This window comes from Spirosoma terrae (assembly GCF_010435915.1).
Classification (GTDB): domain Bacteria; phylum Bacteroidota; class Bacteroidia; order Cytophagales; family Spirosomataceae; genus Spirosoma; species Spirosoma terrae.
The window spans coordinates 150,266-166,422 of sequence record NZ_JAAFZH010000007.1; the positions used below are offsets into that span (position 1 = coordinate 150,266).

The 16,157-nt window shown below is 46.2% G+C and carries 15 protein-coding genes; 5 read left to right on the forward strand and 10 right to left on the reverse strand.

Annotation, left to right across the window (positions count from 1 at the left end; translation table 11 throughout):
* The first annotated feature begins 14 nt into the window (after positions 1–14).
* Positions 15–902: a mechanosensitive ion channel family protein gene (locus GK108_RS16945; RefSeq protein ID WP_163951415.1), complete on the forward strand. Its 888-nt coding sequence runs from the start codon at positions 15–17 to the stop codon at positions 900–902.
* Here GK108_RS16945 and GK108_RS16950 read toward each other — a convergent pair.
* Positions 889–1,641 (reverse strand): TlpA family protein disulfide reductase, encoded by a 753-nt coding sequence (locus GK108_RS16950; protein WP_163951004.1) that lies wholly within the window; start codon positions 1,639–1,641, stop codon positions 889–891. The genes GK108_RS16945 and GK108_RS16950 overlap by 14 nt on opposite strands.
* A 158-nt stretch (positions 1,642–1,799) precedes the next feature.
* On the opposite strand from GK108_RS16950, the gene GK108_RS16955 reads away from it, so the two are divergent.
* Positions 1,800–2,642 carry a DUF2490 domain-containing protein gene (locus tag GK108_RS16955; protein ID WP_163951007.1) on the forward strand — a complete coding sequence of 281 codons (843 nt, stop codon included), beginning with the start codon at positions 1,800–1,802 and terminating at the stop codon, positions 2,640–2,642.
* A 162-nt stretch (positions 2,643–2,804) separates the two neighbouring features.
* Here the strand turns inward: GK108_RS16955 and GK108_RS16960 are convergent, their stop codons facing one another.
* Complete coding sequence (locus tag GK108_RS16960) at positions 2,805–4,205, reverse strand: tetratricopeptide repeat protein (protein ID WP_163951010.1); 1,401 nt, start codon at positions 4,203–4,205, stop codon at positions 2,805–2,807.
* 157 nt (positions 4,206–4,362) lie between these two features.
* Positions 4,363–5,376, reverse strand: a complete 1,014-nt coding sequence (locus tag GK108_RS16965; RefSeq protein ID WP_163951012.1) for an NAD-dependent epimerase/dehydratase family protein — start codon at positions 5,374–5,376, stop codon at positions 4,363–4,365.
* A gap of 243 nt (positions 5,377–5,619) precedes the next feature.
* Here GK108_RS16965 and metG point away from each other — a divergent pair, with 243 nt between their 5' ends.
* Entirely contained in the window at positions 5,620–7,671 is a 2,052-nt protein-coding gene (gene metG, locus GK108_RS16970; protein WP_163951016.1) for a methionine--tRNA ligase, read from the forward strand.
* Between the two features lie 54 nt (positions 7,672–7,725).
* On the opposite strand, the gene GK108_RS16975 is transcribed toward metG, so the two are convergent.
* Entirely contained in the window at positions 7,726–8,982 is a 1,257-nt protein-coding gene (locus GK108_RS16975; RefSeq protein ID WP_163951019.1) for a DUF2264 domain-containing protein, read from the reverse strand.
* Positions 8,983–9,201: 219 nt separating this feature from the next.
* Between GK108_RS16975 and GK108_RS16980 the strand changes: the two genes are divergently transcribed.
* A complete protein-coding gene (locus GK108_RS16980) occupies positions 9,202–10,977 on the forward strand; it encodes an ABC transporter ATP-binding protein (RefSeq protein ID WP_163951022.1) in 1,776 nt (591 codons plus the stop codon).
* Positions 10,978–11,061: 84 nt separating this feature from the next.
* Here the strand turns inward: GK108_RS16980 and GK108_RS16985 are convergent, their stop codons facing one another.
* Positions 11,062–11,361 (reverse strand): hypothetical protein, encoded by a 300-nt coding sequence (locus GK108_RS16985; RefSeq protein ID WP_163951025.1) that lies wholly within the window; start codon positions 11,359–11,361, stop codon positions 11,062–11,064.
* 66 nt (positions 11,362–11,427) lie between these two features.
* Positions 11,428–12,717 carry a hemolysin family protein gene (locus GK108_RS16990; protein ID WP_163951028.1) on the reverse strand — a complete coding sequence of 430 codons (1,290 nt, stop codon included), beginning with the start codon at positions 12,715–12,717 and terminating at the stop codon, positions 11,428–11,430.
* 117 nt (positions 12,718–12,834) lie between these two features.
* On the opposite strand from GK108_RS16990, the gene GK108_RS16995 reads away from it, so the two are divergent.
* On the forward strand, positions 12,835–13,548 hold the full coding sequence (locus GK108_RS16995) for an NUDIX hydrolase (RefSeq protein ID WP_163951031.1): 714 nt from the start codon (positions 12,835–12,837) through the stop codon (positions 13,546–13,548).
* Position 13,549: 1 nt separating this feature from the next.
* Here GK108_RS16995 and coaD read toward each other — a convergent pair whose 3' ends face one another.
* From coaD to GK108_RS17015, 4 genes are all read right to left on the reverse strand, one after another.
* Positions 13,550–14,023 (reverse strand): pantetheine-phosphate adenylyltransferase, encoded by a 474-nt coding sequence (gene coaD, locus GK108_RS17000; RefSeq protein ID WP_163951036.1) that lies wholly within the window; start codon positions 14,021–14,023, stop codon positions 13,550–13,552.
* A gap of 53 nt (positions 14,024–14,076) precedes the next feature.
* Positions 14,077–14,967, reverse strand: coding sequence for a DUF3822 family protein (locus GK108_RS17005; protein WP_317166542.1), 891 nt, complete (start codon positions 14,965–14,967; stop codon positions 14,077–14,079).
* A gap of 109 nt (positions 14,968–15,076) precedes the next feature.
* Positions 15,077–15,565 carry an NUDIX domain-containing protein gene (locus GK108_RS17010; protein ID WP_163951039.1) on the reverse strand — a complete coding sequence of 163 codons (489 nt, stop codon included), beginning with the start codon at positions 15,563–15,565 and terminating at the stop codon, positions 15,077–15,079.
* A gap of 109 nt (positions 15,566–15,674) precedes the next feature.
* On the reverse strand, positions 15,675–16,112 hold the full coding sequence (locus GK108_RS17015) for a CBS domain-containing protein (RefSeq protein ID WP_163951042.1): 438 nt from the start codon (positions 16,110–16,112) through the stop codon (positions 15,675–15,677).
* Positions 16,113–16,157: the final 45 nt, after the last annotated feature.

Below are 16,157 nucleotides of genomic sequence, written 5' to 3' on the forward strand. Positions count from 1 at the left end.
TATTATCGATTTACATGGATTTTTCGCAGGCAGCCGGGCTTATTTATGCCGAACTATCGAAATGGATTCGCGATGCCATTCGCTACGTTCCCAAAATAGCGGTTGCCATCGTGCTACTGGTATTATTCACCTTCCTGTCACGCTGGATAAGTCGCTGGGTTATAAAGGGGTTGGATCGAGTCAGCACGAACGTATCGCTTATCAACCTGACCGGGGCCGTCATACGGGTTATGGTTATGGCCGTCGGACTGTTTGTAGCCCTGGGTGTACTGGGTCTCGATAAAACCGTGACCTCGCTCCTGGCTGGGGCTGGTGTTATTGCACTCGCTGTTGGTTTCGCGTTCCAGGATTTAACGACTAACTTTATTTCGGGCGCGATGATTGCCTTGGCTCGTCCCATTCAGGTAGGCGACGTAGTGGCGACGAATGGCTTTACCGGGAAAGTGCTGGATATAAAACTTCGATCTATCGTTATTGACAATGGCCAGGGCCAAACGATTGAAATTCCCAGCAAGGATGTATTTCAAAAACCGATCACCAATTACTCCCGCCTTGGACAGCGACGTATTGAGGTGGCTGCTGGCGTCTCCTACATCGATGATCTGACAAAGGCACAGAACGTAGCCAAAGCCGCTGTAACCAACCTACCATTTGTGCTCCGGGAGCGACCCATTGAACTACATTATCGCAATTTTGCCGATGCCAACATTCAATTTGTTCTCTGGTTCTGGATCAACAACGCAACCAACGCACAAATGGCACTCAGTGAAGCGATTATAGCGGTTAAACAGGCCTTTGACCAACATCAGATTCTGATCGTATTTGCGGGCCAAACATTTGATTTAAAGGAGAAATTAGCGCCTAAATCGGTTCAGCAGGAATCCCAAACTAATGCAAATTAGTTAACACTTCTTTTAGCTGCTCATAGACGGTTGCCCCCTGAAGATTAGCCAGCACTTTACCCGCTTTATCGATAACGACAATCGTTGGAATACCCGTTACGTGGTACTTCTCATGAAATCCATAGGCATTGGGCACCGCAGCAAACGGCAATTTCTCGGCAGCCGGATTGTCGGCCGCTTTTGTGGGCTCACTATTTAATACGGCAATCTGAACTGGCTTTTGCGGTGATTTATAAACGCTGACGGCATCCGTATACGCCGATTTTTGCTTTTCGGTCCAGAACTCCTTGTTCAGACTAATCCAGAAACTAAGGATAACGACTTTGCCCAGCAAATCGGCCGAACGATACGTAGTACCATCCAATCCGGTCATCGCAAACGGCGCAATGGTTTGTCCCAGCCGGGGCTGTTTCGCTGGATCGCGATCCCGAAACCGATGCGTTTCATGCTCTTCGGGCGTTGATGGGCGCATAATGTACGACTTCGGGCGGCCAAATTCGTTATACTCAGGCACCAGATGGTATTTGAATGGATCGTCTTTCGTAAGCTCACTATACTGTTCCATCGTGATCGGCTGCCCCGTAAGCTTATTCGTAATCGGGATTGACGACGTAACTTCAGTCTGGCGAGGAGTACTACGCACGGTCACTTTCTGAACACCTACCTGTGCCTTACAAACTGATACTGTTACGTAGGAGACAAATAAAACGGACGATACTAGTTTCTTTGATCCAGTCATTGATTTACGATGGTTTCTCTAGTTATCAAACAAAATTCGGGCCAGCCAACAGCTTCACGCTACGTAATAGTAACAATCATTCCCGTTTTCTGATGCGTTCACTGAACATTACGCTTTTCCCCCGGGTTAGGGTTCATGAAAAAACTACGTTATTGCGTATGATTCGATTTGTACTGATTCTACTTTGCTGTGCTACGTTACAGACACGCGGCCAGTCAACCCGCCATGAAACCCGCAACCGGGCTGTTTTTTGGACAGAACAGAACTTCGTCTTTAAAACGGGCGGTCGCTGGAGCTTTCAGCTCGATCATCAATACCGCCGACAGGCCGATGACGATGGGCGTGATTTAAACGCATTCCGGCATCCGCTATTACAGGTTTTCAGACCCTGGATTAATTATCAGTTGTCTAAACCCGTTCGACTTTCCATTTCACCAATCGGACTTTGGTGGAACTGGGGGCGGATTAATGAGTATCAACCAACCACTTTTTTTCAGGAAATACGGATAATTCCGCAATTACAAATAACCAAACCGCTAGGTGATGGCGAATTCATTCAACGGTTTCGCACAGAACTTCGCTGGCCGTCCCGGACTGATACGTTAGCCAACGCCTATGTATTTCTTTCGGATGGCGAATCGCAGGAGGTGCTGGCCGACCGTTTTAATGTTCGCTTACGGGCGATGGCTCGCTGGATCAATCCTGTTTTTAAACGTAACGAGCAAGATAAACGGTGGTATACGCATTTGAGTATCGAACCCATGATGGTCCTCTCACCCACGGCTACGCACTTCGACCAGAACCGCACTTATATGGCTATCGGCAGGAAGATAAGCGAAAATCTCCGGCTCGAACTTGGCTATCTGAACCAATACACAATCCAGCGCATTCCAGCTGATCAATTACGGATCCATCGTTTTAACCATGCGCTTCATGTCTACGTATATCTGGAAAACCGCCGTCGTTCCAAAGCAGCTTCCGACTCGGGGCCAGAAGATTAAACCACCTCTCAAAAGTCTTCAATAACTACAGCAGCTACAGTTGAAACCATTGATCACACCGCACCAGAACGAAACCGTAAATCTTCTGGCTATGAATAAAATAACATATCCATAAAAAAGGCCCTGAAATCAATTCAGGGCCTTTTTTATGGGTCAAACGACTTACTTTTTGTACTGCTGAATGATTTTGTAGAGCGCTTTTTGCTTTTCCAGCTCCGGGAAAAACTCAAACAGCTGCACATGCGCATCATAGTCAAGAGCAAGCGCAGCTTCCAGTTGGATCAACGACTCCCGATAATAACCCGCATGAATCAGATAGACAGCCGAGCGGTAATATAAATCAGCCTCTTTGGGCATATCCTCAAGCCCTGTCTGAATAATCTCGTTGGCTTTCAGAAAATCGCCCTGATCAAAAGGAACCAGCGACCAGGTTAAGTAAACATCAGGGTTTGATGAATCGACCTCAGCTGCTTTCTCAAAGGCTTCGACACTGGATAGAACATTGCCGATTTTATACTCTGTTTCGGCCAGAGCCAGGTAATACTCACTGTTCTGATCGTTTAGCTTGACAGCCTTTTGCAGGAACGGCAACGCTTCGTACCATTTCCCCGACTCACTCAAACATACACCAATGCCGTGCCAGGCTTCATCCCACAGCGAATCTAGTTTAATAGCTTCTCTATATTCTTTGATAGCCTCTGGCAAACGGTCCTGCTTTTCTAAGCTAGCGCCCAGGTGGCAGTACGTATCAGCGGTTGCTTCTTCATACTTAAGCGTTTCCCGGTAGCAATTCTCTGCTTTTTCGAAAAGCCCCAGGTTCATATATGTATTACCCAGGTTGAAATGTGCGGAGGAGAAATCTTCCTTGATCAGGACAGCATAATCGTAGGCTTCGGCCGCTTCGGCATACCGGGCCAGTTTACTATACGCTATCCCGATGTTGTACCAGGCATTGTATGAATACGGATCTTTATCGATCAACTGTTGGTAGTACGTCAGGCTATTTTCCAGCTCACCCGTAACGTCGAGACAAAACGCCAACTCGTAGAGCGCATTTTCATTGTTGATATTCAGAGCAATTGATTTTTTGTAGTAAGCAATTGCATCCTCATATCGCCCCCAGTTCTGGTAGCTCTGTCCCAGCTGAAACAGAATATCATCCTTATCTTCAGCTTTGTCGAGCAATTCTTCCAATACCTGAATGGCTTCTTCGTAACGACCAGCCATATTTAAAACTGATCCCTGCATAAATGGCACATCAAGATCGCCGGGATTAAACAACGAAGCCCGTTCCAGCAGATCCAGCGATTCATCAAACCGCTGAAAATTAGCCAGAATCTGGGCTTTGTCGAGCATAAGCTCCAGCGCATATGGGAAATTCTCCAGTCCGGCCTCGGCGGCTTTAAAAGCCTTGTCTAAATCACCATGATTGAGGTAATGTTCAACCATTTGTTCATAGACGTCCAGGTCGAAAAACTGGCTTTGCTGCTGGTCCAGCATCTGCTCAAAACGCCGGATAGATTCTTTAATATCGCCTTCTCGTTCTTCGAACTCTTGCTCCATGCTATTGCCTTAAAAATGTGGGGCGGATAGGGGCCGCGCCAATGGCGCGATTTATCCTTTGGCAGTGTAATATAATGTCAGAAAAGAGAAATTCCAACCCATTGCCCGAAAATTTACGCTCTGATCAGCCATCACAAAACTGCCTTTGTGGAGACTTTTATGTATCGCTCAGAGCCGAGGCTATACGCTGAATTGTTTCGCTTAGCGAACGATACTGAAACCCAGCTACCTGTTCTATTTTACGTCCATCGTACTGATACAATGAACTGGCCGAGCGGGCAGTTTCCCGAGTAATCAGCGGTGTCTTTCCTAGTACCCAGGCTCGTATCGCTTCAAGTGGCCAAAGCAGACGAGTCAAGGCTGGCGGCACCCGCATGGTTGGGGGGCGTTTCTTCAGCGCATTCGCTAGTTGTTCTAACAAGGAACGGTAAGGAATGGTGCCCCCATTGAGAATGAACCTTTGTGATGAAATGGATGACTGCATTAAACGAACCATCGCATCAACCACATCCAACACATCAACGTAGTTCGCCAGTCCAGCCGGGTAGAACGGTTTTTGGTCCATTACGTACTTGATCAATTGTAAACTGCTTCGGTTCCAATCGCCCGTTCCCAGCACAATGGATGGATTGACAATGGCTACGTTAAGCCCTTCGGCGACTCCACGCCAGACTTCCAGCTCCGCCCGGTATTTAGTCTTTGCGTAGTTTGAGTTATTTGGCGATTCTTCCCATTTATAGTTCTCATCGACCACAACGGGCTCGTTTTTAGTATTTCCCTTCGGAACCGGTCGCCCTACGGCGGCCACTGAACTTATAAATCCCAACTTTCGTATGCCCACGTTCAGGCAGACATTTACTACGTTAGCCGTACCTTCCACATTAATACGTTCCATCTGATCCCGGCCTTTAGGCTCAAACGAGACAATAGCTGCGGCATGAACAACATCGATTCCTGGTTTTATAGCTTGTTCAAGCGAAGGAATATCGAGCACATCGCCTTCGTACCACGTAATCTGATCTGCTACGTCAATAAGCATTCCATAGCTGCTATCCGCCCGTTTCAGCGCCGACACAGAGTAGCCATCTGCCAGGTAGCGACGTGCTATATGCGACCCAATGAATCCGGTTGCTCCCGTAATAAAAACAGAATTAAATAGTGATGATGTCAATTGAAGTTTTTGATTTCGACCCAGTTGAGGAAATTATTCGTATCGGGCTTGTTGTTTTCCATAGTAGCCTAACGTGTACTCTTTGCGTAAACATAACAACGTTCGGGCTTGAATTACTAATTTTACGCCACAAATGCAGTTTATAGTTTTCAGTTTATAGTTTTCAGTGGCTGATGCGTCAGCAAATATCTAGCGTCAGCCACTGAAAACTATAAACTGAAAACTATAAACTATAAACTGTTTATGTCCCTGGAAAACCCACAACGATATACCGTTACGGCGGCCTTAATTTACGCCAACGGTCCGATTCACATCGGCCACATTGCAGGCTGTTACCTACCCGCCGACATCTACGTCCGCTATCTACGCTCGACCGGGAAAGACGTAGCGTTCATTAGCGGAACCGATGAGCATGGCGTTCCGATTACTATCAAAGCCAAGAAGGAAGGCATTACTCCGCAACAGGTTGTCGATAAATACTACGTTCAGATTAAGCAAGCCTTCAGCGATTTCGGTATCTCGTTCGATATTTACTCGCGTACCTCGAATCAAATTCACCACGAAACGTCGCAGGAGTTTTTTACGAAACTGTACGACAACGGTGATTTCGACGAAGAAGTAACTGAGCAATACTATGATGAAGTGGCAGGTCAGTTTCTGGCCGATCGCTACATTGTCGGTACGTGTCCGGTTTGTGGTAATCCTAATGCTTATGGCGATCAATGCGAACGCTGTGGAACGGCACTCAGCCCAACCGAGCTTATTGAGCCACACTCAACCCTCTCGGGCTCCAAACCAGTTATGCGTTCTACCAAAAACTGGTTTTTGCCGCTGGACCGGATGCAGCCCAAAATTGAAGAATACGTGAACAGCCATACCGAATGGAAAACAAACGTATTCGGTCAGTGTCAATCGTGGCTGAAAGAGGGACTACGTCCCCGCGCCATGACCCGTGACCTCGACTGGGGGATCTCCGTTCCATTGCCCGATGCCGATGGTAAAGTGCTGTACGTCTGGTTCGACGCACCCATTGGCTACATCAGTATGACCAAAGAATGGGCGGCTCAGCAAGGGCGTGACTGGGAACTATACTGGCGCGACAAGGATACCAAGCTGGTTCATTTCATCGGAAAAGATAACATTGTTTTCCACTGCATTATTTTCCCAGCCATGTTGATGGCGGAAGGAAGCTATATTCTGGCCGACAACGTACCCGCCAATGAATTCATGAATCTGGAAGGCGATAAGATCAGTACGTCTCGCAACTGGGCAGTCTGGCTTCACGAATATCTGGAGGAGTTACCAGGAAAACAGGACGTATTACGCTACGTTCTGGCGGCTAATGCTCCCGAAACGAAAGACAGTGAGTTTACCTGGAAAGATTTTCAGGCACGTAATAACAATGAACTGGTTGCGGTTTTTGGCAATTTTGTCAACCGGGCTATTGTGCTCACCCAGAAATTCTGCGATGGAAAAGTCCCTCCTATTGGTGCTTTGACAGATTATGATCAACAGACACTGAACGAACTGGCCCAATTTCCGGACCGAATTGGTCAGGCTATAGGTCAATATAAATTCCGGGAAGCGCTTGGCTCGTTGATGGACTTAGCCCGCTTGGGCAACAAGTATCTGGCAGAAACGGAACCCTGGAAAGTTGTTAAAACCGATCCACTACGGGCTAACACGATTTTGAACATCGCACTGCAAATCTCTGCGAATCTGAGCATCGTTTGCGAGCCCTTTTTGCCCTTTACGACCGAGAAATTACGTAGTCAGTTGAATATCACCGAACATTTCAACTGGACCAACGCCGGGCGTGCCGACCTACTGGTGGAAGGTCACGAGTTGGGAAAAGGTGAACTGCTGTTTGCCAAGATCGAAGACGAAGAAATAAATAAACAGATTCAAAAATTACTCAATGCCAAGCGCATGAATGAATTAGAAACGAAAACCATTCCGGCTATTCGAAATGAAATTACTTATGATGATTTCGCCAAAATGGATATTCGGGTAGGTACGATCACCGAAGCCGAACGCGTTCCTAAAAGTGATAAACTGCTGAAACTAAAAGTCGACGATGGTTTAGGCGGCCGACAAATCCTGAGCGGGATTGCCAAGCATTTTTCGCCGGAAGAAGTCATTGGCAAACAGGTTACCTTCCTGGCCAATCTGGCTCCCCGTAAAATGATGGGACTGGAGTCGCAGGGAATGATTCTGATGGCTGAAGATCGTGACGGAAAATTGTCTTTGATTACACCGGGAGAAGCAGTCTGGAACGGCGGAACCGTTTCGTAACCCCTTACACTACGTTTACCGATGCCGGAAACTTGAAGGTTTCCGGCATTTTTGTTATCCTTTTATGGCGTGATCCGTTTTTACATCCTGCCCCGACCAGATCTTTTTCGATGTCCAGTCCGTAGATGGATCAGACCAGAAAGGCTCGGATGCGGGTAAGCCCAAGGCTACAAAGGCTACCGAACACAGATACAAGCTCCCTGTTGAAATATACGTTTCGCCAATGGACGGCTGATGACCACATAAGCCAATTTGTAGCCATCCTTTCGAATCAAAGGTATTCGAAGCATCCATTGTTCGCCGAATAACGGCCGTCAAGGCAGACCGAACCTGTCCAGGTGTGATTTCGATTGGCAGGTTATTCTGAAGCGCAACCTGCGATAACAGTTGAAAAGCCCCACACCGATAGGCCAGCGAACGGCCAAATGCCGCAAATGAGCCATCTGGCCCAATTAATCGTTCCTGAACAATAGCGTATCGCTGGGCACGTAGCAGTAAGCTTTCGTACAGTTTTTTGTCTGCTTTTCCGGCCTCCGTTAATGTTTTCACTACGTCCAGCAGCATCGGCTGAATAACGTAGCTGTTATAATAATCCCAATGAAAATCAGGCCCATCACCGTATACACCATCCCCTTTATACCAGGCTTCATGTTGACGAATGGCATAATCCATGCGCATTTCGTCGCCCGACCCGGTAAACTTCAGTAAAGCGGCTTCTACCATCGCACTGAATAAAAGCCAGTTATTGTAGCCCGGCTTTATAACTCGAGTTAACTGTAACGCTTTAACCAGATTGGCCTGTTCCTCAGCACTTAGTGCACTCCACAGCCTGGGAGCACGTAGCAGTCCGTGCGCTAAGAAAGCAGCATCCACCAACGGCTGGCCCCCTTTCGTAAAATTCAGATAATCGGGCGACTGTGGATTGACACCGTTAGCAATTGACTTCCAGGTAAGATCAAAAAATCGTTGCCGTATCCGTCCCTCTGGCGAATCATCGATTTCCAATTGCAACCAGGGAGCTAAACCAGCTACCGTACGCCCCAAGGCCTCCAGATGTGAAACAGCGTTTCGGCTATCCTCCTGCCCCGGTACCGACTCAACCGGCATGGTCTCTCTCAGACGATTGGCCGACAAAGCCACTAAAACCGGCTCAACGATCTTACCCAATGTCTGTATCCAGTAAGATCGATCATCGTTCGTGTTACGTTCATCTACACTAGGCCTTACCTTGTCCAATACTGGTATTTCATTGCCTATCTGTAACGTTGCTGGTACTGCTGCCACCAGCCGGGCGAAGGTCCGCCGTTTCATATCCTAATTGATGCTATAAACCACACTGCTTCACCATACTCGTTTTTGTAGCAAATTGTTAGTCGCTACGCTGCTAACTTACTACGTTGCTTCCAGTAAAGCACTGCGTGTTCGTTTTTACTCGTATTAAAACAGACGAACCAGAATCAAATCTATCTGCGCTGAAACGTTCACACGAGAAACGCTGTTACCTAGCTACACTCGCCATTTTTACGTTCTGTGAGCCAGGAAACAAAAAACACCGAATCGTCGGCCGGTCGAATTTTCGACTGGGATATCCTTCGGCGGTTATACTCATTTGTCAAGCCTTATCAAGGCCGCTTTTATCTTCTTATTGGTGTTATTCTGCTGTCAGCCTGTCTGGCCCCGTTGACGCCACTTCTTATTCGATATACCATCGATAACGTAATTGCCGCTGCCGACTACCAACGACTGACGTTTATGCTCATCGTGATGATTGGCGTTCTGGTTGTTCAGGCAATTATTCAGTTTTCAAATACCTATCTATCGGGGTGGTTGGGGCAGTATATTATTCGCGATATCCGTGTACAGCTTTATCGTAAAATCCTTCAACTCCGGCTCAAATTCTTCGATAATACGCCTATAGGTCGACTGGTTACCCGATCCATTTCAGATGTTGAAACTCTTGCCGATGTATTCAGCGAGGGCATGGCCGCCATTGCCGGTGATATTCTCCAGCTGGTTCTAATTATCGGCGTTATGTTCTACACCGATTGGCGATTGGCAGCCATCAGCCTGTCGACAATTCCGCTGATGCTCTTTAGTACGTATGTCTTCAAAGAGAAAATCAAAAAATCATTCAATGAAGTACGTACTGCTGTAGCCAACCTGAACTCCTTTGTGCAGGAACACATTACCGGCATGAATATCGTGCAGATATTTGGTAGTGAGAAAATAGAGGCTGAAAAATTCCGGACAATCAATGCCGAACACCGCGATGCCAACATTCGCTCCATCTGGTATTATTCAGTGTATTACCCGGTCGCCGATATTATTTCAGCCGTTGCCGTTGGGCTGGTTGTCTGGTACGGTGCCAAACAGATTATTACTGACGACATTACGTTTGGTACGGTAACGGCCTTTGTAATGTTTATTAACCTGTTTTTCCGGCCAATTCGTATGCTGGCTGATCGCTTCAATACGTTGCAGATGGGTATTGTAAGTACTGACCGGATTATTAAGCTATTGGACAGCGACGACTTTACAGTCAATAATGGCAATTATGCTCCATCGACCATAAATGGAGACGTAGTGTTCGACAACGTATGGTTTGCTTACAACAACGAAGATTGGGTATTACGCGATATTTCATTCCGTGTTAAGGCTGGCGAGACAATCGCATTTGTTGGAGCTACAGGAGCCGGTAAATCGTCCATTATCAATTTGCTGAGCCGTTTCTACGATATTAATAAAGGAGAAATTAAGGTCGACGGCGTTGATGTGCACGATTATGAACTAGGACATTTACGACGTAACATTGGTGTCGTCTTGCAGGATGTCTTTTTGTTTTCCGACACGATAGAGAATAACATTACGTTAGGCGACAAGAAAATCAGCCACGAAAAAATGATCGAAGCCGCCAAACTGGTTGGTGTTCATGATTTCATCGAACGGTTGCCGGGTGGTTATCAATATAACGTAATGGAACGCGGATCAACCTTGTCAGTCGGTCAGCGTCAGTTGATTTCGTTCGTAAGGGCTATGGTCCAGGACCCTAAAATTATTGTTCTGGACGAAGCAACATCGTCTGTCGATACCGAAACGGAAGAGATGATTCAGAATGCCATTGGCAAGCTGATGAAAGGGCGTACGGCTATTGTAATTGCTCACCGCTTATCCACCATCCAAAAAGCAGACAAGATCATTGTGGTCGATAAAGGTCATATTGTTGAGCAGGGAAATCACGAAGAGCTTCTTCAGCATGAAGGCTTTTATGCTAATCTATACCGTATGCAATACAAGGAGGTAGTCTAATAGTGTATCAACGCTTATCTCTACAAATCAGAGGGCCAACCGAAGTTTTCGGTTGGCCCTCTGATTTGTAAAACTATTCCTTATTTACGCTTGAGAGTCTTCAGGAGCATCTCCTTCAGCTACGACACTATGCGCAGCTGCATTAGGCGTATCGTTCGTTATACCGGGTCCACTGCCATCAATCGCATAGGCAATTGAATCAGCAAGGTTATCGGGAGATATTTTGGCAAGTTCTGCTGGCTGTTCAACCGCTTTCGGGTATTGCTCTCCTACTTGCTGATTGATTATTTCCTCATCAGCATTTGGATCGTTGTCCATCACAGATGGAACCTGGCTCGAACTTTTACCAGAAGTATCGACAATATCCGGGGTAAGTTGCCGCATGGCTATTGATGAGTTTGGTACATCCTCAATAACCTATAAACGATACTGACTGTTTAAAAATCAGCCTCATTCTTCCCCTATCCGACGTACCAGAATTTTATCAATCCGGCTCTTATCCATATCCACTATTTCAAACCTAAAGGCCTGCCAAACAAACGACTCTCCAGTTTGAGGAATATCCTTTAAAATATGTAAAGCAAAGCCTCCTAACGTATCAAAACCGGTAAGTTCACGTCTTGCCTGGGCCGTAATCGTGATGTTAAAGTATGATATAAAATCTTCAAAAGGTAACTGGGCGTCAATCAAAAAACTACCGTCTTCCCGCTCCCGGATTTCATAATCAGGATACGTATCGTCATTAATATCACCCACCAGTACGTCCAGAATGTCGTTCAAGGTAACGATTCCTAAGACACCTCCATACTCATCAACAATCATACCCACATACTGGCGACGCTCCCGAAAACGCTCAAGCACTTGATAGGCCCGATTATTTTCGGGTACAAATAGTGCCTCCCGTTTAATTTCGTCAAGGCGCATCAATTCCGTATCGAGATCCTTGCCAAGGAAATCTTTCGAATAAATTAACCCCACAACCTCATCTACACTTCCGTTGCAGAGCGGATAGATCGAATGCTTATAGTCTAGTACTTTCGCTTTATTTTCAGCGAGGTCGTCTTCCAGGTCCAGAAAAACAATCTCCTGCCGATTGGTCATCAACGATGTAATTTTTCGGTCGCCGAGTTGAAAAACATTCTGCACAATCTCCTGCTCGATTTCTTCAATGGCTCCGCCAGAAGTACCTTCCTGTATCAGACTTTTGATTTCTTCTTCCGTAACAGCGCTCTCGTTGGGTTTGATATTAAGTAGCTTTAGCAACAGATCACTGGAAAAAGTTAGTAGGGAGATGAACGGCGATGTAACCCGGGACAGTAAAATCATCGGACCTGCCATTGTTTTGGCAATTCCTTCAGGATTTGAAAGGCCAATCCGTTTAGGTACTAACTCGCCAAATACTAAGGACATATAGGTTAACAAGAGCAACACCAGCACTACAGCAATAGAATGAGCGTATGGTGCGAGTACGTCGATTTGGGCGACAAACGCCTGCACATCGCCGGTTAACTTATCGCCCGAAAAAATACCGAGCAAAATACCGATCAACGTGATACCAATCTGTACGGTCGATAAGAAGCGGTTCGGTGCATTCGATAATTCAAGGGCAACCTGCGCTCTTCGATCTCCATTTTTGGCTGCGGATTCCAGCTTTGATTTACGTGATGAAACAAGGGCAATTTCTGACATGGAAAACACACCATTCAGAAGTGTCAGCAGTAAGATTATAAGAAGTTCCACGAAGGGAGATGGTTGGCTTATCGCAAAAATAGCAAACGGAAATTGTTTCCAACGGGTAAACCCTGTAACAGACGCGGGTTTTTGCTATTTTTACCATTCGAACCGCAAAATGTACCGATGATTGTTTTTATAAACGACCGCCCAATTCGGCTCGTTGGTCCAAAAGCTGCTTCTCAGCTTACCGAACCCTTGAAACAGGGGCCTTTCAATGATTTTGATCGAATCGTTGATTCGAGGCTGGAAGTCCTAAAGGAAGATGCTTTGCAGGGCCATCTTCTAGTACTAAATACAACTCCCGCTACCATCGATAAACTCCTCTTATTACTCCAGAAAGCAAATGCTTCGCGCCTGCTTTCGATAACATTAGGATGTCTCGATAAGGATAGTTGCGAAACGGCTATTAAAAAGCCCTTCAAAATAATTAAAGCAGCAGGTGGGGTGGTTGTGAAGAACAACAATATACTACTCATATTCCGTAGGGGCGTATGGGACTTACCCAAAGGTAAATTAGACGATGGCGAATCATCCCGGCAGGGTGCCGCCCGCGAAGTAGAGGAGGAAACCGGTGTTCGGGTGTCGGTTGGAGAACGTATCTGCACTACCTGGCATACCTATACCCTGAACGGCAGCCGCATTCTGAAACGGACGAAATGGTATCGAATGAGTTCGCGGGATGATAGCCGCATGGCTCCTCAGGCCGATGAAGACATCGAGAAGCTCGCCTGGCTCGACCCACGTCAAACCAAGTTAGCCCTTACCAACTCATTTAGCTCCATCCGCTACGTGATCGAGTCAATGAGTAACTCTGTAAATCAGTCTATCGATAAGTAATTTAATGACCCAGTGGATGGGCTTCCAGCTTGTACGGCAGAAACTCATCCACCTGCTGTCCATACCGGTGTAATTCGCGAATGATGCTCGAACTAATTGGAGCCAGATGAGGAGAAGTAATTAGGAAAACCGTTTCTACCTCATCGTAGATATATCGGTTCACCTGAGAAATACCGTTCTCGTACTCAAAATCTGTCGTATTCCGTAAACCACGTAGCAAAAACCTGGCCCCGGCTTCCCGAGCCACAGAAGCGGTTAAATCATCGTAGCTGATTACACGTACGGCCGGATAATCCCTGAACGCTTCTTCAATTAAATGAATCATCTGTTCTAGTGGGAAGTAGCGTTCTTTACGAGGATTTCTGCCGATTCCAATAATTACTTCATCGAATAAGCGAAGTCCACGCAACACAATATCTTCATGGCCTTTGGTAAAAGGATCGAACGAACCAGGGAATAGAGCAATACGCTTCATAGAGTTATGAATTAACCTTTGGCCACAAAGTTATTTGCTCTTTGGTGTAAACCTCACTCACTCAATAAAGAAAGTCCAAACAGGCTTAAATATCGATGCTCGGGCAGGTCATCGAACTCATCTGCCAGTTTCAGGCTTGTAGGCGAATGGCCAAATGATAAGTTGGGCAAAAACCGGCTTAACGTAGTATAGGACTCCGCAAATGGCGTAATTTCACCGTAGAGATAAATATTAGCTTCGGCCGGCGGAAGGCCCATTTCATCCAGCACATACAGGACGTAATAAGCCAGATCCTGTACATTTTTATACCCAAACCGATTGCAGTATATCAATTGTTTCTCTCTACGGTATAGTATCGACACAAACTCGTCTTCAAAATAAAACCACATATTGTGTGGTGTCATGATGTGTCGATCCAGTTCGGCAGTTGCCTGAATCAGGGAACCAATCTGGTGAACAAATACGGATGGCTGTAACGGGTACACCCCTGAAAAATAATCAACGAGCGGATGTTCCAGATTGAAAATGGATAAGAACCCTTCACTTTCATGAGCGTATGACTGGGCAAACTCATGCGCAGGCAGGGCACTTCCCCGCATCAGCGATAGGTAGCTACTGGCGTATTCTTTCCGAAAAATTGGCTTGGGAACAATAGTAAACGACGACGAATTGACACCGATACGAATTTCCTGCCACGGTCCCGCCGAAAGAATAGGATGGTGCCGAAAAACATCAGGCAGAATCTCCGTCAATGGCCGGTCGGTCAGCAACGAAGGGAACGTATAATCTTCCAGATAGCTAGCTTTCCGACGTGAATCCTGCACCAGAAACCGAAATCGATCGCGCCCAACCTCCATACACAGAACAGATTTAGCTGTTTTGGTAGGATCAAATGAGCTTGAATGAATAATTACGGTTGGAGTAAGGGTCACATTAATTTGCACGGGTTCCTGGCAACTAAAAAGTAAGAAAAAGGAAGATTATCAAACTAAATCTAAGTTAACACTTCATTGACTTATTAAACCAAATACAAACAAAATAGGCTAAAAAACCTCAGTAACACAAATACCCGCGCAAACGAAACAAATCATCAATTGACTGGCAATTACGTACTACAACATGCACAGAATCTTCCGGAAGACGTTTGATAGCATCAAATGACAGAAATTGAACGTCAGTAATCTGCTGGCTCTCTGCAGGCATTTCAGGATCATACCCTTTCTGTAGTACCCCGCATACAATGTTTACCTGAAAGAAAAGCTCGATTGCATGTAAAGGATCGGCAATGAATTCATGAACAAACAGCAGTTCTCCTACATCAATAATCAAACCAGTTTCTTCCGAAAACTCCCGAATTAACGCATCATACGCCTTTTCTCCAAATTGCACGCCCCCACCCGGCGGGCTCCAGAACGTACCGGCTGCTCCTAATCCCTGATGGTGTACGAGTAATAATCGATCCTCCTGACGACATAGTCCACAGACGCGTACACGCAATCGATTCCCATAAACTTCCAGTACATTGTTCTGACTTGATACCACCTTATACTACCTTCATTTATGTATCGGGAGCGCAAAGGTAGCCAAAAAAGGGTATGATAAGGTGCTTACAGATAGCTGCCAGGCTACGTACCCCATCATACCCCATACCCTAGTAAGGGCTGCCCGAAATATAACTTTCGAGTGAGTCAATACGGGTTTTCTGATCCCGCATGATTGCTGTTACTACGTCATTGATGGAAATAATGCCCATCAACGTACCATTTTCCATCACGGGCAAATGCCGGATGTGGCGCTCTGACATAATTTCCATACATTCATCAAGTCTTTGCTCCGGCTCAATCGTAATTACCCGCGATGTCATAACTTCGGCAACTCGCGTGTCGTTCGAATGCCTTCCCTTCAAAATCACTTTACGGGCGTAGTCACGTTCCGAAAATATACCCGTCAGCCTACCCTCATCAACAACCAGTACAGCGCCGATATTCTTGTCCGCCATAACTTTGAGTGCGTCCAGAACGGTTTCATCAGACGATACAGAATAGAGGGCATTAATCGCTTTCCCCTGAAGAATTTGACGTATTTTCATGTATTAGAAGGAGTTAGTGGTGCTGTGAAGATAAACAAAAAGGAG

Bases quoted from the DNA above. Each gene is read 5' to 3' on its own strand.
- coaD (WP_163951036.1), bottom strand. From the start codon at position 14,023: ATGAAGCGTATTGCTCTATTCCCTGGTTCGTTCGATCCTTTTACCAAA.
- GK108_RS16995 (WP_163951031.1), top strand. From the start codon at position 12,835: ATGATTGTTTTTATAAACGACCGCCCAATTCGGCTCGTTGGTCCAAAA.
- GK108_RS16950 (WP_163951004.1), bottom strand. From the start codon at position 1,641: ATGACTGGATCAAAGAAACTAGTATCGTCCGTTTTATTTGTCTCCTAC.
- GK108_RS16945 (WP_163951415.1), top strand. From the start codon at position 15: ATGGATTTTTCGCAGGCAGCCGGGCTTATTTATGCCGAACTATCGAAA.
- GK108_RS16955 (WP_163951007.1), top strand. From the start codon at position 1,800: ATGATTCGATTTGTACTGATTCTACTTTGCTGTGCTACGTTACAGACA.
- GK108_RS16985 (WP_163951025.1), bottom strand. From the start codon at position 11,361: ATGCGGCAACTTACCCCGGATATTGTCGATACTTCTGGTAAAAGTTCG.
- GK108_RS17015 (WP_163951042.1), bottom strand. From the start codon at position 16,112: ATGAAAATACGTCAAATTCTTCAGGGGAAAGCGATTAATGCCCTCTAT.
- GK108_RS16975 (WP_163951019.1), bottom strand. From the start codon at position 8,982: ATGAAACGGCGGACCTTCGCCCGGCTGGTGGCAGCAGTACCAGCAACG.
- metG (WP_163951016.1), top strand. From the start codon at position 5,620: ATGTCCCTGGAAAACCCACAACGATATACCGTTACGGCGGCCTTAATT.
- GK108_RS16960 (WP_163951010.1), bottom strand. From the start codon at position 4,205: ATGGAGCAAGAGTTCGAAGAACGAGAAGGCGATATTAAAGAATCTATC.